The organism is Bacillus thermotolerans (assembly GCF_000812025.2).
Taxonomy (GTDB): domain Bacteria; phylum Bacillota; class Bacilli; order Bacillales; family Domibacillaceae; genus Quasibacillus; species Quasibacillus thermotolerans.
In genome coordinates, this window is sequence record NZ_JWJE02000064.1 from 1 (window position 1) to 20034 (window position 20034).

Annotated in this window: 21 protein-coding genes, 1 rRNA gene and 1 pseudogene; 18 read left to right on the forward strand and 5 right to left on the reverse strand. The window is 36.3% G+C overall.

Annotated features, from left to right (window positions below):
- Nucleotides 1–12 precede the first annotated feature (12 nt).
- From QY97_RS16920 to QY97_RS16930, 3 genes are read left to right on the forward strand one after another with little or no spacing between them, the layout of a single operon-like run.
- Entirely contained in the window at nucleotides 13–351 is a 339-nt protein-coding gene (locus QY97_RS16920; protein WP_039230549.1) for a tyrosine-type recombinase/integrase, read from the forward strand.
- A complete protein-coding gene (locus tag QY97_RS16925) occupies nucleotides 348–2240 on the forward strand; it encodes a site-specific integrase (RefSeq protein WP_039230552.1) in 1893 nt (630 codons plus the stop codon). Before QY97_RS16920 ends, QY97_RS16925 begins: the two co-directional genes overlap by 4 nt.
- Before the next feature lie 6 nt (nucleotides 2241–2246).
- Nucleotides 2247–2624, forward strand: coding sequence for a DUF6262 family protein (locus tag QY97_RS16930; RefSeq protein WP_039230555.1), 378 nt, complete (start codon nucleotides 2247–2249; stop codon nucleotides 2622–2624).
- A 141-nt stretch (nucleotides 2625–2765) separates the two neighbouring features.
- On the opposite strand, the gene QY97_RS16935 is transcribed toward QY97_RS16930, so the two are convergent.
- Nucleotides 2766–3131: a DMT family transporter gene (locus QY97_RS16935; protein WP_039230559.1), complete on the reverse strand. Its 366-nt coding sequence runs from the start codon at nucleotides 3129–3131 to the stop codon at nucleotides 2766–2768.
- Nucleotides 3131–3685 carry a TetR/AcrR family transcriptional regulator gene (locus tag QY97_RS16940; protein WP_039230562.1) on the reverse strand — a complete coding sequence of 185 codons (555 nt, stop codon included), beginning with the start codon at nucleotides 3683–3685 and terminating at the stop codon, nucleotides 3131–3133. The genes QY97_RS16935 and QY97_RS16940 overlap by 1 nt, the downstream gene beginning before the upstream one ends.
- A gap of 1220 nt (nucleotides 3686–4905) precedes the next feature.
- Here QY97_RS16940 and QY97_RS20130 point away from each other — a divergent pair.
- From QY97_RS20130 to QY97_RS20140, 10 genes and pseudogenes are all read left to right on the forward strand, one after another.
- A pseudogene (locus QY97_RS20130) lies at nucleotides 4906–5037 on the forward strand (JAB domain-containing protein); the annotation flags it as partial.
- A gap of 172 nt (nucleotides 5038–5209) precedes the next feature.
- Nucleotides 5210–7141 (forward strand): HsdM family class I SAM-dependent methyltransferase, encoded by a 1932-nt coding sequence (locus tag QY97_RS16945; protein ID WP_039230565.1) that lies wholly within the window; start codon nucleotides 5210–5212, stop codon nucleotides 7139–7141.
- Nucleotides 7128–8189, forward strand: coding sequence for a restriction endonuclease subunit S (locus QY97_RS16950; protein ID WP_039230568.1), 1062 nt, complete (start codon nucleotides 7128–7130; stop codon nucleotides 8187–8189). Before QY97_RS16945 ends, QY97_RS16950 begins: the two co-directional genes overlap by 14 nt.
- Before the next feature lie 456 nt (nucleotides 8190–8645).
- Nucleotides 8646–9284, forward strand: coding sequence for a YheC/YheD family protein (locus tag QY97_RS16955; protein WP_052729009.1), 639 nt, complete (start codon nucleotides 8646–8648; stop codon nucleotides 9282–9284).
- 113 nt (nucleotides 9285–9397) lie between these two features.
- The gene (gene istA, locus QY97_RS16960) at nucleotides 9398–10969 is read left to right on the forward strand and encodes an IS21 family transposase (protein ID WP_052729010.1); all 1572 of its coding nucleotides are present in this window, start codon (nucleotides 9398–9400) and stop codon (nucleotides 10967–10969) included.
- Nucleotides 10966–11730 carry an IS21-like element helper ATPase IstB gene (gene istB, locus QY97_RS16965; RefSeq protein ID WP_039230572.1) on the forward strand — a complete coding sequence of 255 codons (765 nt, stop codon included), beginning with the start codon at nucleotides 10966–10968 and terminating at the stop codon, nucleotides 11728–11730. Before istA ends, istB begins: the two co-directional genes overlap by 4 nt.
- A gap of 12 nt (nucleotides 11731–11742) precedes the next feature.
- A complete protein-coding gene (locus tag QY97_RS20135; protein ID WP_083965903.1) occupies nucleotides 11743–12852 on the forward strand; it encodes a YheC/YheD family protein in 1110 nt (369 codons plus the stop codon).
- A gap of 383 nt (nucleotides 12853–13235) precedes the next feature.
- Nucleotides 13236–14306 (forward strand): ATP-grasp domain-containing protein, encoded by a 1071-nt coding sequence (locus QY97_RS16980; protein WP_052729011.1) that lies wholly within the window; start codon nucleotides 13236–13238, stop codon nucleotides 14304–14306.
- A gap of 16 nt (nucleotides 14307–14322) precedes the next feature.
- A complete protein-coding gene (locus tag QY97_RS20890; protein ID WP_232506373.1) occupies nucleotides 14323–14505 on the forward strand; it encodes a hypothetical protein in 183 nt (60 codons plus the stop codon).
- Between the two features lie 151 nt (nucleotides 14506–14656).
- A complete protein-coding gene (locus QY97_RS20140) occupies nucleotides 14657–14788 on the forward strand; it encodes a YuzL family protein (RefSeq protein ID WP_082090268.1) in 132 nt (43 codons plus the stop codon).
- Between the two features lie 178 nt (nucleotides 14789–14966).
- On the opposite strand, the gene QY97_RS20145 is transcribed toward QY97_RS20140, so the two are convergent.
- On the reverse strand, nucleotides 14967–15122 hold the full coding sequence (locus QY97_RS20145; protein ID WP_082090269.1) for a DUF1540 domain-containing protein: 156 nt from the start codon (nucleotides 15120–15122) through the stop codon (nucleotides 14967–14969).
- 148 nt (nucleotides 15123–15270) lie between these two features.
- Here QY97_RS20145 and cwlD point away from each other — a divergent pair, with 148 nt between their 5' ends.
- A complete protein-coding gene (cwlD, locus tag QY97_RS16985; protein WP_039230575.1) occupies nucleotides 15271–15975 on the forward strand; it encodes an N-acetylmuramoyl-L-alanine amidase CwlD in 705 nt (234 codons plus the stop codon).
- Between the two features lie 88 nt (nucleotides 15976–16063).
- Complete coding sequence (locus QY97_RS16990; protein WP_039230578.1) at nucleotides 16064–17122, forward strand: Mrp/NBP35 family ATP-binding protein; 1059 nt, start codon at nucleotides 16064–16066, stop codon at nucleotides 17120–17122.
- A 51-nt stretch (nucleotides 17123–17173) separates the two neighbouring features.
- Here QY97_RS16990 and gerD read toward each other — a convergent pair whose 3' ends face one another.
- The gene (gene gerD, locus QY97_RS16995) at nucleotides 17174–17770 is read right to left on the reverse strand and encodes a spore germination lipoprotein GerD (RefSeq protein ID WP_039230581.1); all 597 of its coding nucleotides are present in this window, start codon (nucleotides 17768–17770) and stop codon (nucleotides 17174–17176) included.
- A gap of 152 nt (nucleotides 17771–17922) precedes the next feature.
- Between gerD and QY97_RS17000 the strand changes: the two genes are divergently transcribed.
- Nucleotides 17923–18540 carry a KinB-signaling pathway activation protein gene (locus tag QY97_RS17000; RefSeq protein WP_039230584.1) on the forward strand — a complete coding sequence of 206 codons (618 nt, stop codon included), beginning with the start codon at nucleotides 17923–17925 and terminating at the stop codon, nucleotides 18538–18540.
- A gap of 21 nt (nucleotides 18541–18561) precedes the next feature.
- On the opposite strand, the gene QY97_RS17005 is transcribed toward QY97_RS17000, so the two are convergent.
- Nucleotides 18562–19308, reverse strand: a complete 747-nt coding sequence (locus QY97_RS17005) for a polysaccharide deacetylase family protein (RefSeq protein ID WP_039230587.1) — start codon at nucleotides 19306–19308, stop codon at nucleotides 18562–18564.
- A gap of 126 nt (nucleotides 19309–19434) precedes the next feature.
- Here QY97_RS17005 and QY97_RS17010 point away from each other — a divergent pair, with 126 nt between their 5' ends.
- Together QY97_RS17010 and QY97_RS17015 are read left to right on the forward strand one after the other, a co-directional pair.
- Entirely contained in the window at nucleotides 19435–19653 is a 219-nt protein-coding gene (locus QY97_RS17010; RefSeq protein ID WP_039230601.1) for a hypothetical protein, read from the forward strand.
- 298 nt (nucleotides 19654–19951) lie between these two features.
- Nucleotides 19952–20034: ribosomal RNA gene (locus QY97_RS17015) — 16S ribosomal RNA — on the forward strand; the annotation flags it as partial.

A 20034-nucleotide genomic window follows, 5' to 3' on the forward strand; every position in this document is an offset into this window, starting at 1 on the left:
GAATGTTGACAAGTGGTTTTTTTATTTGTAAAGCCCCTTAGACCAACACAAATTAGGTGCCATAACCTACATTTTTATGATGCCATAAACAAGAAACCACTAAAGTACCAAAGTGTCCTTGATCTAGTTAGAAGAATAGTTAAAAGGACTGGAATAGAATTTACATCGCATATGCTTCGCCACACTCACGCAACGCAGCTAATTAGGGAAGGATGGGATGTTGCGTTCGTTCAAAAGAGATTAGGTCACGCACATGTTCAGACAACGTTAAATACCTATGTTCATCTTTCAGATCAGGATATGAAAAATGAGTTTAATAAATACCTTGAGAGAAAGGAGCGTAAGAAATGAATGCTTCTAGTAAAAGGAAAATTATCAGTCAGAGTGAGATCAGCAAAAAAATAGCTGTAATGAATGAAGAAATGCAGGGGTTTTGGGCTAATAATAGTTGGGATATAAGAAAATGTCCACATCCTTCTGCCATAGAATTAAGTAAGAATCCTGCTTTAAGAAATCGTTGGGTTCGTTTTGAACGTGTTAAAAATCTGTGGTTAAGAACAGAATTGAAATATTTTTATTTTTACCATTTAAACAATGGAATATGGAATGCAAAAACTGTCTGGATTAGAAAAGGAACAGTAATTAATAAAATGTTAGATTTCTTAGATTTAAAGTATCCTAGCATTACTTCAATTACTGAAGTTCCTATTGAAAAAGCAATGACGGAGTATAGAACATATTTGACAAAACAGGGTGTTAGAATTACCACTACTAATTATAAGATTACTGCTAATCAAGAAAAAATACCTGTAAAAGCTAATTCTTACTATGTTACTAATCTAAAACAATTTATGGAGTTTTATGAGGACTTTTATTTTGATGGAGAGGAGTGGGATAAAGACGTTTGGGATAGACGTAACTTACCTTTGCCAGATGATAAGGTTAACCCAACACAATATGAATATACAATTAACTTTAAAGGGTTTCGGAATACATATTTTAAACAACTTGTAAAAAGATATTGTAAGTTGAGATTGAACATGGATAGCTTTTCCTATGTAAGTGATATTGCCCAAAAACTTAAAGAGTTCTTTAATTTTCTGGACATGAAATTTAAACAAGTTCAGAGAGTACACCAATTAACGAGAGTGGAAATTGAAGCATATTTAAGTGAACTAAACATGATGGGAATAAAACCTAGTACAATAACTGGGAGGATCTCTATATTGGAAGGACTATTTAGTACCCTTCTTAGGCTAGAATGGGATGATGTTCCTTCCAAAATATTAATTTATCCTGAGGACTATCCGAAAATACCAAGAGCAAAACCTCGCTTTATAGACGAATTCGTTCTAGAGCAATTGAACAGTCATCTTGATAAATTACCCGAATATATAGCTACGATGACTATGATTGTTCAAGAATGTGGAATGAGGATAAGTGAATTGTGCACCTTGAAAAAAGGCTGTCTATTAGAGGACAAAGATGGAGATTACTTTTTAAAGTATTATCAATGGAAAATGAAAAAGGAGCATATAGTTCCAATATCTAAAGAGGTAGCTTTACTCATTAAAGTTCGGGAAGATAAAGTTTCAGAGGAATTTCCAGATAGTGAATACCTCTTTCCAAGAAAAGATGGATCGCCATTAAAACAAGAAACATTTAGAGGCGAGTTAAATAAATTAGCTTATGAGCAAAATATAGTGGATAAATCAGGCGAGATTTATAGATTCCATGCCCATGCCTTTCGCCATACAGTAGGAACAAGAATGATTAACAACGGGGTTCCCCAGCATATTGTGCAGAAATTTTTGGGACATGAAAGCCCAGAAATGACAAGCAGATACGCTCATATCTTTGATGAAACTCTAAAAAATGAATTTACTAAATTTCAAGAAAAACTGGTTACCAATAATGGAGATGTGCTCAATCTAGATGATGATAGTGAAGTCGATGATGTAGAGCTTCAATGGTTCAAGAAAAATATAAATGCACAAGTGCTTCCAAATGGTTATTGTAGATTGCCAGTAATAGCAGGTGGTTGTCCACATGCGAATGCATGCTTAGATTGCACTCACTTCTGTACCAGTAAGCAATTCTTACCACAGCACGAAGAACAGTTAGAGCGTACAGAAGAGTTATTAACCATAGCAAAGGATAAACAATGGCAAAGACAAATAGAGACTAATAGCCGTGTTAAAGAGCGTTTAGAACAAATCATTGGAAGTTTGACGGGGTAATTATCAATGGATAAACAAGTTAGAAATACAACAGAAATTGTACGTTTGGCGAAGCAGAAATCACAAAAGACAAGGGAAAAAGTAGACAAAGCGATTTCTAAATTTTCGATTGAAGGTAAAGCTATTAATTTTAATTCAATAGCAAAGGAAGCTAATGTTTCTAAATCATGGCTTTATAAGGAACACGATATTAGGCAAAGAATCGAATCCCTTCGTGAGCGTCAAATAACATCAAATGTAGTCTCAAACCCCAAGAAAAGTTATCGTTCGGAGGAAATCCTTATTAAAACCTTAAAAAGAAGAGTTATGGAATTAGAAAAAGAAAATAAAAAATTACAGAACCAAATTCAAAAATTATATGGAGATCTGTATAATAAAGAGTAGTTTTAATTATTAATCTGTAGACAGATCGTGAAAGGATGCACTTAAACTAACGGGGCAGGTTTGTGGTAGAAGGAGTCCATAAAATACACGTATATAAATAAAAAATCCTTCGTTTTAGTTTGAAGGATTTTTTATGTTATTTCATTTCTCTTCGGCTATAATAGTTTCGTTTGCACTAGATTCTCCATGTCCCGGACCAAACATATTCAATATTACAACTCCTGCAAGAATCAGGATTATACCTGCAACACTCGCAAAGTTAATTTTTTCTTTCCAAATTAAAATAGAGATGATTGTGGTACCAACAAGTCCTATTCCGGACCATATTGCATAGGCAGTATTTAAAGGAATTGTTTTTAATGATAGTGACAAGAAGAAAAAGGAAGCTACAAAGGCAATTATTAGTCCAATGGTAGGGTAGAGCTTTGAGAATCCTTCAGATGCTTTTAATAAAGAAGAACCAATAAGTTCCCCAACAATTGCAATTGCTAAATATAAAAACGGCATTATTCTTCCTCCTGTACTATTTTGATTAGCTCATCAAACACTTGTGTTTTTAGGTCTTCTTTTAATGTTGATATTCCAAATATTTCAGAGAACCATAACCCATCTATCAATAATCTTGCCATTGTTATTTTGAGTGGATCAATCCCGTCGTTCAGTAACTTGGTATGCAAAATATCGTATTTTTGCTTGTATTCATCCAATAAATCTGGATTTATAAACATAGCGGCCATTAGTGCTGAGCTTAGCTTTTTGTTGTTATTATCTAAATCGAAAAATGTAGTTTTGATATAAGCTCTGTTCCATTTTCCTGTTTCTTCACTATCCTTATTAACTAATGTTGTAATGCTTTCAAAGTAGATATTTGTCCATTCCTCCACGATTCCTTTAATTAATGCTTCTTTACTAGGGTAATGGTATAATAATCCGCCTTTACTAATACCAGCCCTTTGGGCAACCGCCTCTAAAGTAAGTTTTACAACACCTTCTTCTTTCACAATTTCAGACGCAGCAGTCAATAAATTACTTTTTTTATTAGTATGTTTTGAAATAGACATAATAACCTCCAAAATTTAAGTGTGAATATACTATACCGTCCAGACGGTTTTTTGTCAAAGAATAAAAATAATTTGGTTTTAAATATATGCTTGTGAAGAGGTACACTTAAAGTAACGGGTGCTTTAGTTGTGCGAAATGTTCCTAGTTTAAATGGAGGATGGCAACATCTCTCTGGTAAAGGCTAGGCAATTCCTTATGGAATTGAAGGATTATATCGAAGAATCAAATGAAGAGGTAACGCTCGGAAGGGTTCTCTCTTAGTCGAATAGCATTTGATTTAGTAAGAATGATAATGTTATAAGCTCGGTGAAAAGGCGTGAGAAATTACCGTACCAGTTCGGCTGACGAAAGCCTACTCGATGGAGTGGTGTAATTCATGATGCTTGGGTTGAATGAATATGGTGAGAATGCAAATAAACCTACAATAAAAGGTTAAGCTGACAAACTTCTGAATGTACGGGTCTAAAAGCACAATACATAGAAATGTGTATGTCACCAAAATGTGAGGTTAGATGTGGATGAGTAAGACTAGCTAATATGAAAGTCCATGATACGTTACAGGCGTATGAACGCTAACAGGCTTACAGGAAGCACCTAAGTTCATTCTATAATAGATATAATTCAACGTTGTAAGCTGATAACGTGGAGGGCTTACTCCCAATGAAACGGTGGAAAGGAAAGCAATAATGACAATAGTTATTGTATAACTTTTCTTTAAATCAGTGAAAGTGGTGGCATAGTACCGATGAAACGTCTAATCCACATGGAGGGATAGCCACTAGACTAATGAAGAATCATTTAATCATGCAAGGCAAATCTTTATCGGCTAATAAGGTTCTCGTGAGACTAATAGAGGTTCACCTCCCAAGGGAGGCACCGACTTATTAAAACGGAAGAATTGAGACACGGAAGGTATTATGATATCAAAAGTGTTGATGATTAAATCGAATTGGATTAGTTGGAACGCCGTATGAGGTGAAAGCTTCACGTACGGTGTGAACAGGGGGAAAAGGGAGCGATAACTTCAAACCCTTACCTATCTGTATAAATAACAATGAATAAAAATCAGCCTGTATCTTATGTTACTATTAAGTAATTTAAGATACAGGTTTTACTATTTTTGAAATAATTACCTTTCACTTCAAATACATGTATTCAAAGTGAAAGTATTGATTTAAATGATTCTTTTGTAATTTACTCTTGATAAGACCCCACGCCGTCGATGGAAGACATTAACGTTACAAAGAGATTAGTTGAAGCTGGTAAGTTACTAGGTATTGAAGTACTGGATCACCTAGTGGTAAATAGTGATAACAGTTTTACTAGCCTGAGAGAAAGAGGCTATATTTAAGAGGGAGAACTGACTCCTTTTTTTCTTCAAGATACATTAATAGGAAAAGATACTTAAATATATAGGTTATTGAACAATAATAGAATATAGATTAACATTCACAACTATTTTTACCGTATGGTATTATTGTTATTGGTATTATTGTTATATTATGATATAAAAAGGTGATTATATGAAAAACGAGGCTAGCACAGACCTTTGGGTATATGATTTATTAAAAGAGGCAAATCTAGGAAAAGTAATGTCACCTCAAGGAAGTAACATTAAAGAAATAAATGAGGCACTAAAAACTGCGTCAAAAAGCGGAACAGGAAATGTTGGGAGACCAGAGTATGTTGGTGTGGTGCATGATTTTGTTATTGTTATTGAAAATAAATCTAGTGTCAGCAAACATATAGATAAAAGCAATGATGGTTTAATTGTTCGAGAAACATCTTCAATAAGAGATTATGCGGTTAACGGTGCATTATATTATGCAAAGCATATTGCAAGAAACACCAACTTTAAGAAGATTTTTGCTATTGGTGTCTCTGGAAATGAAAAAAGACATATTATCTCTCCAATCTTTGTTGATGAGCGAGGTGGTCATAAAGAACTACCAGAAATTGAAACATTTATATCATTTAGTCATAAAAACATTCAAGAATATTACATAAAAGAAGTACTTGAGGAAGACACAGACAAAGAAAAAGAATTGGCAATGATACTGAAAGATGCTCAAGAATTGCATGAAGACTTAAGAAATTATGGAGCTATTCAAGATAAAGACAAACCATTAATTGTTTCAGGAATATTATTAGCATTGAGAGAAACAGAATATGGAGGTTTCTCTATAGATTCTCTAACTGGCGATACTACAGTTACTGATGGTCAAAAAATATATAGTGCGATAGAAAATAATTTACAGCGTTCAAATGTTTCGCCAACTGTTAAAAAAGATAAATTAATGAGTCAATTTGATATTATAAAAAATACTGTTCAAATTAATGAAATTAATAAATCACTAGGTAAAACACCATTAAAATATTATACCGAATTTTTATATAATCGTGTTTATACTAACATTGTCTACTCAAAATCTTCAGAAGATATTTTGGGGCGTTTTTATGGAGAATTTATGAGTTATTCTGGTGGAGATGGGCAAACATTAGGGATTGTTTTAACACCTCGTCACATTACAGATTTGTTTTGTGATTTACTAGAATTATCACCAAATGACAAGGTATTAGACCCTGCATGTGGTACAGGTGGTTTTTTAGTAGCTGCAATGCATCATATGTTAGAACAGACAGAAGAAGATGATGTGTCAAAAAGAAATAGTATTAAAAAAGATCAAATTTACGGTATTGAAATTCAAAACTATATGTTTACGATTGCTACAACTAATATGATCTTACGTGGTGATGGGAAAAGTAATCTAGAAAACGCTGATTTCTTGAGATTAAACCCATCTGAAATCCAACTTCAAGGCTGTACTGTAGGTATGTTAAATCCTCCTTATAGCCAAGGCTCATCTAAGAACCCTGATTTGTATGAAATGTCATTTACTGAACATTTGCTTGACTCACTCGTAGAAGGTGGCCGGGTAGCAGTCATTGTTCCTCAAAGTTCTATGACAGGTAAAACCAATGTAGAGAAAGAAATCAAACGGAACATATTAAAAAAACATACACTTGAAGGAGTTATCACTCTTAATAAGGATACTTTTTATAACTTTGGTGTCAATCCATGTATTGCCGTATTTACTACTGGGATACCTCATGACAAGAATAAAACATGTAAATTTATTAATTTTACTGACGATGGATATAAAGTCTCTAAACATGTTGGATTAGTTGAAACACCTCAAGCAAAAGACAAAAAGCAATATTTATTAGATGTTTGGTTTGACAGAATAGAGGCAAATAATGATTTCTGTGTAAAAACAAAAATTGAATCCGATGATGAATGGCTACACTCATTTTATTACTTTAATGATGAAATTCCTGAAATTGCAGATTTTGAAAAGACTATTTCAGATTATTTGAGCTTTGAGTTGAACATGGTACTTCACAATCGAGAATATTTGTTTGAAAACGGTGATAAATATAATGTCAAAGAGTGAAATTAAACGAAGAGAATTCAAGGTCGGGGATATTTTTACAACTATTTATCGGGGAAAGAATTCAAGTTTTGAAACGGGATCTTCAGATAAACAATATCCTTATGTAGGTGCGGCTTATAATAACAATGGTGTTGTTAATTTCGTGGATTATATTGAAGGAATGCATGTTTCGAATGGGAATTCAATTGTATTTATCGCTACTGGTGAAGGATCTGTAGGATATGCTGTTTATAAGCAAGAAGATTTTATAGCTTCGAAAAATGTATTTGTTGGTAGTTTTAAAGAGTTAACTAAAAACATCGGAAATTATCTAGTTACATTAATAAATAATCAATCTAATAGGTATTCTTATGGCTATATTAGAAATACAGATCGATTATATAATGAAACCTTGTTATTGCCAGTTAATGATGAAAACGAGCCTGATTGGGAGTATATGGATTACGTTGGGCGTAAAATGTATAACAAAAAACGTGAATATGTAACGAATTATGTTTTAAAAAAATACAATCAATTAGCAGAAGAGTTAAGAGATGTTGAACATGTAAAACCAAAAGATAAAGAATGGTTACCTTTCGAAGTTGCGGAAATTTTTACTTATATTCAGCGTGGAAAAAGATTAACAAAGGCTAATCAAATTGAAGGAAACATACCGTATATATCTTCGACGGCGTTTAATAATGGAGTTGATGGGTTTATTGGTAATGAGAAAGGTGTTAGAAAGTCTAGTTATGATATAACGATTGCCAATAGTGGCAGTGTCGGAAATGCTTTTTATCATCCTTATAAGTATATTGCAAGCGATCATGTACATTCATTGAGCAATGAAAATTTTAATAAGTATCATTATTTGTTTATAGTAACTTTACTAAACAGACTGCAATATAAATACCATTTTAATCGTGAGATCAATGAAAACAGATTAAAAAGAGATAAACTAATGTTGCCTGTTACCGATGAAGGTGATTTGGATTTAGATTATATGGAAAATTATATGAAACAAATGGAATTAAATAAATTAAAGCAACTGAAGAATTATCTCTTATGATAAAATTGCCAAAAGGAAAACGATAATAACAATTTTATCAATGAATAAAATAACTCCTACATATAGTATTCAACTAGCATCTACGAATTGTGGTTCAAATTGGTTCAAGTAATGTCAATTTCAATCCTTTTTCATACATTTTTATCCATATAACAATTCCAAAAACGTTGATATAAATGGATTATGATGTATTCAATATACTTAGAATATATCTGTATATTTCTCAAAACGTTAATTTTGGCGTTTTCAAAGGCTCTCAACCGATTTGGTTGGGGGTCTTTTTTGTATGCTAGAAGTACTTGGCAGTATAAATTACTTCATACATAGACATGGACCATAACTCACTTTGTTATAGAAGATGCATGAATTTATTACTAAATTTACCAATAACTGAACGAAAACCGACTTCTACTCATACAATGCAGTGTTCTTTATGAGGAATAGAGGTGATAATGAATGGTCACAGTCGGTATGTTGGACCGAGTGCATCCAAAGAAAAATTTGAAAGCCTATCCTTTCGCTGCGGTAGCACGGCTAGAGGGGATTGAGTTTTTTTATTTTACGCCTAAGGATGTTGATTTAAAGGCAAAAAAAATAATGGGTAAATTTTATGAAAATGGAGGCTGGATAAAAAAGCAAACCCCATTTCCTGATGTGATTTATAATGCAAACAGTTCTGCGGACACAGAAGAGGAAAAGATTATTATTGAGGCACTAAGATCTCTCGTTCCTTTTACGAGTTATCCCGTAGGTAACAAAATTAAAGTTTTTGATATGTTAAGTAAGTCAGCTGCGTTTTCTTCTTACCTACCGGATACAAAGGAAGCAAAGAGTGTTAGATCTGCTATTGATTTTATAAATGACAAAAAGCGTGCAATCTTGAAACCTAGAAATGGCCGAAAAGGGGAAGGGATCATTTACGTTAGTTGCATAGAAGACAAATATGAGGTTATTCAGGACAACGAAAAAAAGCTATTGTCTAAAAAGGAGTTCATTTCATTATTAAAAAAGGTTATTCACAAACCGTACCTTGTTCAACAATTTATTACCTCTAGAACCAAGTTAGGTAACGTTGTGACTGCTAAACTAGAGTAGACAGTTTTTGCTAGATAAAATGAAACACTTTTCCCAAAAATATTAATAAAATCATACTCCTTCCATTGTAAAATGTTTATATCAGTAAACGATTCAATGGAGGGCAGGAAAAGGTGGATAAGTGGGAAATGTACATGGAAATACATCAATTAATCAAAAAGGGTTTTAGTAAGACACAGGTTGCAAAAAAGTTAGGAATATCCAGATCTACAGTTTATCGTAATTTAAAAAGGTCACCTTCTGATATGGCTGAATGGGTGGAATCAATCCAGACAAGAAGCAAAAAGTTAGATCCTTATAAAAAGATAATCCTTTCCTGGTTGAGGGAACATCCGGATATGTCCGCTGCTCAAGTGGAGGATTGGTTAAAAGAAAAGTACGAGGATTTAGAAGTGGGAGAAAGTACCGTTCGGTCCTATGTAAGAGAATTACGAAAGCAATATCATATTAATAAGGAATCTTCACCACGAATATATGAAGCAATACCTGATACTCCTATGGGTGAGCAAATCCAAGTAGATTTTGGTCATACGAAACAAAAGGCAGTTGATAACACAGAAGTGAAATTAAACTTTATAGCTTTTGTATTATCTAATTCTAGATATAAATATAAGGAATGGCTTGACAGGCCTTTTACTACGCAGGATGTAATAAAAGCACATGAAAATGCGTTTAATTGGTTTGGGGGAATTCCAAGTGAATTGGTATATGACCAAGATAGTTTGATAGTTGTTAGTGAGAATCATGGAGATTTAATTCTAACGCAAGAGTTCCAGCAGTATAAAGAATCTAGGAATCTTACTCTTCACGTTTGCCGTAAGGCGGATCCAGAGAGTAAAGGAAAAATAGAAAATGTAGTTGGTTTTATTAAACATAATTTCGCCAAACATCGAGTCTTTCATAACATTGATTCTTGGAATGAACAAGGTTGGGAATGGCTCAATAGAACTGGGAATTATAAAATTCATAATACAACAAAAAAGAGACCAGTCGACGTGTTTTCCCTGGAAAGACAACACTTACGACCAGTCATCAAAAATCTAGATATAAAATATAACTATGAAAATAGTATATCAAGAAGTGTCCATAAGGACAATACTATTCGCTATTTATCTAATCGCTATTCCCTTCCATTGGGGACGTTTGGTAAATATGAAACGGTTTGTATTAAGGAAACCGAAGAAAAAGAATTGATCATTTATAACCACCAGACAGGTGAGATTATCGCTAAGCATAATATTCCTGACGGAAGAGGAATATTGATGAAGGATAGGAAACATAGTCGTGATCGATCAAAGGGCATAGCAGCATTTATGGATACAGTTGCACAACAGTTTAAGGATAAGGAACTGGCTTTTGAATATCTACAAATTATAAAAGAGAAGTACCCTCGGTACACTAGAGACCAATTACAAATGATCTTGAAAGAGACAAAAGCAAACGACCCGGAGATTTTATCATCAGCATTAAAGGAATGTAGGAAAAGAAATCTTTATAGTGCAACAGACTTTAGCGATGTCGTTTCGTACTTAAAACGCTATCGACAAACTAGTGATACACTCATAATCGATAACGCTGAGAGTGTACCATCTATAAGTCATATTTCTAATTGGATATTGGAGACAGAAGCCCAAAAAAGAGAAGTTGATACATATACGGCTATTTTGGAAGGTGAATCTAAATGAGCCAACTAAGTCAGTTACAGGAATTAATGAAATCTTTAAGACTTACAGAGACAGCAAATCATCTTCCTACATTAATAAGAGAAGCTGAGATAAAGGATTCCACCTTTACTCAGTTCCTCCTGGATGTAGCTAAGTATGAACAAACTCGAAGAGAAGAAAAGCAACTGGAGAGAAGGTATAAATGGGCTACCTTCCCTTTTCATAAAACATTAGAGGAGTTTAATTTAAAAGAACAAAAATCCTTAAGTAATAAACATTTAAATAGATTAAAAGATCTAACGTGGATTGAACAGTTATACAATATAATTTTATTGGGCCCACCAGGAAGTGGTAAAACTCATATCTCTATAGGATTGGGCATTGAAGCTTTAAATCAAGGATATAAGGTCATCTTTACGACCATGGGTGAACTTATTCATGTCCTAAAAACAGAAGAGATTACTCGTAAATCACAAACAAGAATGAAAAGAATACGAGATGCAGATTTAGTAATTATTGATGACTTAATGTTCATGGCAATGGATAAGCAAGAGGCAAATATGTTTTTCCATTTAATTAATGACCTATATAATCAATCCTCTATTATTTTGACATCGAACAAAGGCCCAAAAGAATGGGGTGAATTATTAGGAGATCAAGCAATAACAACCGCTATCTTAGATAGAATTTTACATCGTGTTGAAATCATTCATTTAAATGAAGATAGCTATCGAATGAAACATAGATCAACCATATTTGGGCAAGAAAGTGTTTCAAATTAACAAGCAGAAATTGTGTCTTTTTGCTTGACGGTCACAAACGTATACGACCTAAGATTACATGTACAAAAAGATGGCAGTGGTAATTGGAAGATCTGCACTATTTATCCGCGTATTGCCCCATTGAATGATATCAAAGCCAGTATAAGCAGAGGCGGGGCAACATTATATGCTGCTCCTTTTCTGAAGCAGGAATTTGATGAGAACTATTTTAATATGAAAAGGTATTTAGAGGTTTTTGCTCTTTCTATTTCAAGAGAGATGGATAAACTTTACCATACGTCGTTTGATGAGCTAGGGATTGATGTGGGGATTGATGAAAAGGGAAAAATCTGGCTGTATGAAATCAATTGGCATCCGGGAGTTCCTCCTACCTTCTACTTGGAATTAGACGTAGTAAAGACTTCTTTAAAATATTGTATTTATCTCGCGCAAAAATTTCAGAGTAAAAACACTTCCTTACATGCTTCTAGGCCTGTGATTGCTGTTACAGGAAGTGTAGGGACAAAAACTACAAAGAACATGATTGCCTCAATCTTAAGAAAAGAATTAAATGTATTTGAGTCAAAAGGCAACTGGAATACCTATGAAGATACCCGAAAGCATGTTCATCAAATTACTCCCTTTCATGAGGTCGCTGTTTTGGAATATTCGACGGAGGGTGAAGGAGACATTTCAAAGCACTGTCAGTTCATTCAGCCGCATTTAAGCATCATTACAAGCATTGACCCGGCACATACCAAGAATATCAAAGGTGGCATAAGTGGTGCTGCTAAAGCAAAATCAGAAATTATAAAAGGAATGGACCAAAATGGGATACTCGTTATTAATGGAGATGACCCTAATTCTAAATTATTGGATATCAAGAGGTTTCAAGGGACGGTTCTAAAAATTGGGGTAAGTGAAGGGTGCGACTTTAGAGCAACTTCTATCCAGCAGGGACCTGAGGGTATTTCGTTTGATATTGAAGTAAAGGAAGAAAAAGTTACTATAACCTTACCCGCTTTAGAGAAACGCGATTTGTATAACGCCTTATTTACTATTGCAGCTTCTAGCCAAATGGGCGTATCTCTTAGAGAAATCAGTGAGGGATTAAAGAAATATTACAACCCTAAAAAAAGGTAAAAACCACATCAGCTAAAGAAATGAAGTAACTGCAATAAATAGCATTCGCCATGAAATCTTTCATACTATGAAGCCTGCGGTTTGATGATTATCATGGAGTATGATCAATAAGAAGCAATGGGGTCAGACTTCTCACTAGAAAATATTTTTAGTTTTTATAACTTGGAATCATTCGATTAATTTTTTTAGGAAATTGTAAAGCGGAATATGGCTCGTTATTCTGAGGTGTAAGAAAGACAAGTCTTAGTACACCATTAGAAACATGTGTAAGCTATCCTAAAAGCTGAGAAGAGCAGGCAGTTTAAATCTGATGGAATTCCTTTTTAAACAATGCATGGCTGAGAGCAGCCTTTCCAATAACAATTTGGCAGGTGAAAATTACATTGGATACAATCGTTTTCATTGGAGCTAATAAATCCGGATCCAGCAGGGAAGCTATAAAGGTTGCTGAATCATTAGGATATTTTACAGTTCTTTTAACAGACAGAGAGAAGTTTTTAAAGCAAAGAAGAGAGTTCCCTGATGTTCACCATATGGTATTAACTAACCTTAACTCCAAGGATACAATAAGGAAGGAGATCGATCATCTAATCGAAAAAGGATTGAATGTTAAAAGTATTATGAGCTTAGTTGATCCCTTTGTTTCTGTGGCTTGCCAAATAGCGGATGAATTTGGGGTCAATCGCACTTCCTGTCAGGCAATAGAAATAATGGAAAATAAACACTTAACTCGAGAGACAATGAAAGATAGTAAATATAACTCCTATTACCTCCTTATCGACGGAGACACCATTCACACCGATACGTTAGCCATTCTAGAAAGGAAATTACCGCTAATCATCAAATCCCCAAAATCTACTGGTTCTAAAGATGTTGTTCAAGTTTCTACAATGAAAGAGTTAATTTCGGAATTTTTACAGATGAGAGAGAAAACGAGTGCCCCTATTCTAATCGAAGAGTATCTGGATGGTCCGCAATTTCTAGTAGAGGCAGTTGTGTATAAAGGAAACATCAGCATAGCTGGCATGGTAGAACAGGAAATCACAAAGGACCTGAGGTTTATAGTAACTGGCTACACGATTATGAAAGATGAGGACTCGGATTTGGCAAGAAGCCTAAAGCAGGCAGCGGAGGATATTATACGGCACATGGGCCTTGAAAACGGAACTTGTCACTTAGAGTTACGCCTTGTAAGAGGCAGCTGGAAACTAATTGAGATAAACCCGCGTATTTCAGGGGGAGCAATGAATACAATACTGAAAGCGGCTTATGGCTTCAATTGTGTAGAGGAGACCATAAAGCTATACCTAGGAGAGAGGCCAAACCTTAGTAGGAAGACATCTAATTACGTTCATGCTCATTACACTATATTAAAAAAAGGAGGGCTCCTTAAAAGGATAACGGGAAAAAGCAGAGCAAAACAGTGTACCGGGTGTCTATACTGTATATGTTAAGCCAAAAAAAGGGAGCATGTTAGTTCCTGCATCATCAATGGGGCATCGCTATGCTTATGTTATTGCAATCGGTCATTCGAAGGAAGAAGCAATTAAAAATGCTAGAATAGCGGCTGGTCAAATCACTTTTCACCTTGCAGATGAAAATCGTGTGGAAAAGGAGCTGCCTAGTGAAGAACATAATGAGAATGACCAGTAACCACAAGTACAAATAGTATGAATTGAGTGTCAGGCTCTCAACCATTTTGGTTGGGAGTCTTTCTTATGGCCGTTTTAGTGGTTCATTCTAATTCGGGTAAAGCAGCATACCTGAACAATAATAAGGAATACTACAGTTGGAGGTGAATAACATGTCAAAAAGGAAAGCAGATCCGTCAACGATTGGTTTAGGTTCATCTGAAATTGAAGGGCAAGGAACAACAAATAGGGAAACGGGAAGGAAAAAAGCTGACTCTTCAAGAAAGAAGCAAAAGCGCTTTTAATATGTAAGTAATAATTTGGTATTAGACTAAAAAGACAGGGTGGAAGGATTATGCCTTGTCTTTTTAGTCATAGGCTGGGTTAGTAAATAAGTGTTTTTACTCTTTTAATTATGGTTTTATTTACACGCAGAAGGAGGCTGCCGACCTTTTGGCGGCAGCCGCTCTCGGTAGTGAACACTTAAACCTTTGGTTCAAAGGTTTTGCAATCCGTTTCTTCAGAGGTAGAGGCATTTGCTTCCGCGCGATTAACAACATAAATAGAAGAAGCGTTGCATCGGTTGCCAGCTGCCCAGTAAGTACAGCTATTGACTTCACACTTTACGTCTTTTGCCATCTTGTTCACCCCCTGCTTTTAGGGTGTCCAAAATGAATAGAGTTATCATTGTTTTTTGCAGCTTTTCTCCTTTCTTTTTTATTTAACGTTACTCATATTTCTCCTTCTTGTCCCATAAGATGCAACAACGGAGGAAAGGAGGAATCGAATGAAAAGGTGGAAAAGGATGCTTGCTGTTTTAATTAGCATGGTCATCCTTATTTTTGTTGTGCAATTATGGGGAAATGAGCGCACGTCTTGGAATCCGTGGAGCTTACCGCTTTCCGGGAAGACCATTTATTTGGATGCAGGTCATGGCGGCCCTGATGGCGGAGCAGGCGATGAAGAAGCATTAGAAAAAGACATTGCGCTAGCTGTAACGCATAAAGTACGCGATTACTTACAGGAGCAGGGAGCTATTGTGCTGATGACCAGGGAATCGGACGAAGACCTAGCTTCCCCAGATACCCGCTCTTATAAAGGAAGAAAAACGGAGGATCTAAAAAAGCGGCTCGAGCTGATTAATGAGTCGGAAGCGGATATGTTTATCAGCATTCATTTAAATGCTATTCCTTCTCCTCAGTGGCGAGGTGCTCAAACATTCTATGCTCCTCATAAGCAGGAGAACAAAAAAGCGGCCAAAGCTATACAGGAGGAGCTTGTTTTAAATTTGGAGAATACCAATAGAGAAGCAAAAGCCATTAATCATGTGTACTTATTAACGTATGCGAATAAGCCGGGGGCGCTGGTGGAAATAGGGTTTCTGTCTAATCCGGAGGAAAAACGGGAATTAATGAAAGAGGAGTATCAAGAGAAAGTAGCGGCTTCTATTTATAAAGGCATTTTAAAATACTGGGATAGTGAAGAAGGGTAGAAGCGAAAGAACGCTCTATCCTTTTTTTGATGTAAGGTTATGTTATACTGTAAAGGAAAGATGACGATAGCAAAGGACGGTGCGATTCATGGTAACAGAGGAACAAGTAAGAGAAATATTAAGCCAAACAGAAGACCCTTTTTTACATAAAACGTTAGCCGAGACGAACGGTATTATCGATATTAAAATTAAGGAAGAAAAGCAGCATGTCAGCGTAAAGGTGGCGCTTGCTCAAACAGGTACACCTGAACAGCTTCAGCTTCAGATGAAGATTGTTGAAGCACTTAAAGCGGCTGGTGCTAATACGGTGGGCATCCGTTTTACAGACCTTCCGGAAGAAGAGCTGGCTAAGCATCGCGAGACACAGGGCCCCCAAGGCGGAGAAGATCTTCTTTCTCCAAACAGCAAAACAACCTTTATCGCTATTGCCAGCGGAAAAGGCGGCGTAGGCAAATCGACTGTTTCTGTCAATTTAGCTGTGGCTCTGGCCCGTTTAGGCAAGAAAGTCGGTATCATTGATGCAGACATATATGGATTTAGTGTTCCGGATATGATGGGGATTGAGCAGCGTCCAGAAGTGCGCGGGGAAAAAATCATCCCTGTTGAGCGCTTTGGTGTACAAGTTATCTCCATGGGCTTCTTCGTAGATAATAATGCACCGGTGATCTGGCGCGGTCCGATGCTCGGCAAAATGCTCAATAACTTCTTTACCGAAGTCGAATGGGGAGAACTGGATTACCTGTTGCTTGATCTGCCTCCGGGAACTGGAGACGTGGCTCTGGATGTTCATTCTATGCTTCCTCGCTCTAAAGAAATTATCGTGTCTACCCCGCATCCAACAGCCGCTTTCGTAGCTGCTCGTGCGGGCGCTATGGCATTGCGTACTGAGCATGAAATCCTTGGTGTTGTTGAAAATATGGCTTATTTTGAAAGCAAGAAAACGGGCGAGAAAGAATATGTATTCGGCCGCGGAGGAGGAGACAAGCTGGCAGAAGAATTGCGCACAGAGGTCCTTGGCCGTCTTCCTTTACAGCAGCCGGATTGGAATGAAGAGGATTTTGCTCCGTCCATTTATGCAGAAGATCATGAACTTGGCCAAATCTATCAGGAGATTGCCGAGAAGGTCATTCGCAAGTTAGAACAATAATTTATCATAAAAAAACAGCCGTCTTTGTAACGGCTGTTTTTTATTTGCCTTCTAGCCTTCTCCTCCGCCCTCTTCACCTTTTTCCTCTTTCTTCTCGCCTTCTGCCTGTTCAGAAGCTGCTTTCATTAGAATGTCCTGTATTTTGGCTTGATAAAGGGGGCTTTCGAGGGTTTCATTAACTACTTTCTGTAAGTGTTCCCGATATTGCTTGCTTTGCATAAGCTTCATCACATTTTTCTCATGTTCAGGATCTTGCATGATATCGAGCATGGCCTGTTGATACTCAGGGTCCTTAATCAAAGATTTTAACAATTCCTCATGCTGTTTTTGCATGCTCTGTGCCATGGCAGCAGCAAATTTCGGATCCTTTAAGGCTTCTTTCCAGAAAGCTTCCCCTTTTTCTGAGAGCAATGTTTCCTCAATAGTTTGTGAAACGGCTTTTTGATCCATCACCATTTGCTGCTTAATCTGTTCATCCTGAAGCAGTTCTTGAAGGGCTTTCTTTCCATCGTCTGTTTTTAATATATCAACGACCATCTTCTTGGTCGCTTCGTAGTCCATTTGGGCACCGCTGGTATCTGCCGCAGTCCCTCCACAAGCTGCTAAAGAAAAGACAAGGAAGAGAAGCGGGATCACAGATTTCCACATATAAGTGAAACTCCTTTCAAAGGGGTCTTTTCTTATTGTTAATATAAGCAACACACCAGAATTTATACTGTGTGTGCTCGTTGTTAACCTGGATTTTTCATCCGGTCGTTGATACAATCAGTAGAGCAGACTATGGAGTTGGGGGTAGCAAGGTGTCAATCCGGAATTGGATTAAGTTTTTTGTACATACACTTATTATCGGTGGTTTAGCGGCTACAATTGTAGGTTTTTTTGTTCGGTGGGATGAATTGCTTCCACTTATACAAGAAGGCGGCTGGAAGAACATCACTTCCATTTTAGCCTGGCATTTATTCGTAGGTTTCACTTTTAGCGCGGTCAGCCAAATGGGTTACTTCGCTTATCTAACGATTCACCAGTTTGGCCTAAGCATGTTCCGCTCATTTTGGAACAGTGTTCAGTTTCTTCTGATTGCTTTTGTCCTGTTCGATCTGGTTTATTTTCGCTTTCAAGCGTTTGCTGATCCCGGCGATTCCCTTTTACCTTATATTGGTTTGGCGGGGTTAGTATTGCTGATTGGGTTAGTCGTGGCTTATTTCAAGGCCAAGCAATCGACTAGTTCTGTGTTTATTTCCGCATTATTTTTCATGGTTGTGGTGACAACCATCGAATGGATTCCTGTACTTCAGACGAATGATGCGAAATGGTTATATATTATGCTGTTTACATTAGTGCCATGTAACGCTTTTCAGTTGCTGGCTCTGCCAAAGTATAGCCAGGGGGTTATTCGGAATGCAAAAAACGGAGCTTGAGGGCTCCGTTTTTTCGTCATGTTATTGAATAGATTGAGTTTTGACTTCGCCATTAGACAGCAGCTCAGAAGCAGTTACCAGCTTGCCTTTCGATTGAGTGGCTTTGATAATATGGGGAAGAGCACTGTTTGTCTGCTTTACAGAATCAGAAGCGTGCATAAGAATGATGTCTCCATTTTTTGCTTCTGCTGTCTTTTTAATAATTTGATCAGCTCCAGGATTTTTCCAGTCTTTCGTATCAATACTCCAATGAACATAAGTTAAATTCATTTCCTTTGCTGCATTTAAGGCTTCCTCGTTAAAATACCCAGTTGGGGCACGCATAAGTTTCACGTTCTCAATTTGCAGCTTTTTGAATACCTCTTGAGCCTTTAATAAGTCCTTTTTGATTTCTTCTTTCGTCATGGATGGGTAATCGACATAATTATAACCAAGCAGTCCAATTTCAAAGTGGTGCTCTTCCATCTTTTTAACAAGGTCTGGATGGCGCTCTGCCCAAGATCCTGATAAGAAAAAGGTAGCTTTTGTCTTATGACGAATCAAGGTTTGAAGAATCTGGGCAGCTTTTTTGTCTCCCCAAGCAATATTAAAGGTTAAAGCAATTCCCTTTTCTCCCTTATAAATAGCTTTAGGAGAATCTTTTTGAGAAAAGACGGGAATACTTGTTGAATTCTGGGTAAACAATAAAAGGGCTGTAAAGAAGGCAACAGATAGTAATAGCAAAACCTGTTTCGTTTTCTTGGCATGTAAGGCATAAAAGAAAGTCATGCTCTCCCCCCGTTAAAGATATCTTAATCAACTTTATGAGCATGTACACAAATATTATGACAAATAAATAGCCCTCTTGAATATGATGATAATGGGGAATCGAATAAATATAAAATGGGTGATAAGATGCTGGCGCTTTTAATTAATGAAGATGAAAAAAGAGAAATTTATTATTTGATTAAGAGGGAAATGGAAGAAATTTTGCTGGACCTTGGAGACCCAAGGATAGATGAGTCGGTTAAGCGGTCTATGAGAAAAAAGTACGTACGGCTTCTTGATTTGTTTAAGAGAGTCGCTAAGGAAGATGAATGTATGGAATACTTAGCCTATCATCAAAACATATAATAAATACATTTGAAATTAATGTTGACAAAAAGAATGAATAAGTGTTAAATTAATACCTGTCGCTGAGCGAGAGAGTCGGCGAAATGAAAAAAGAGAAAAAGTTGTTGACTTTTATTGTCGATAAGTGATAAGATGATAAGGTCGCTAAAAACAAGCGATATTGAAATTGATCTTTGAAAACTGAACAAAATACATGCCAGTTAATTCTTGATTTATTTATGAGTAAAGGATCATCTGCTAAGATCGTCACGTCCTGTGACAACGCAGATGCCTGCACATCCTGTGCAATGCAAACATCTTTTTGGAGAGTTTGATCCTGGCTCAGGACGAACGCTGGCGGCGTGCCTAATACATGCAAGTCGAGCGGACGGAAGGGAGCTT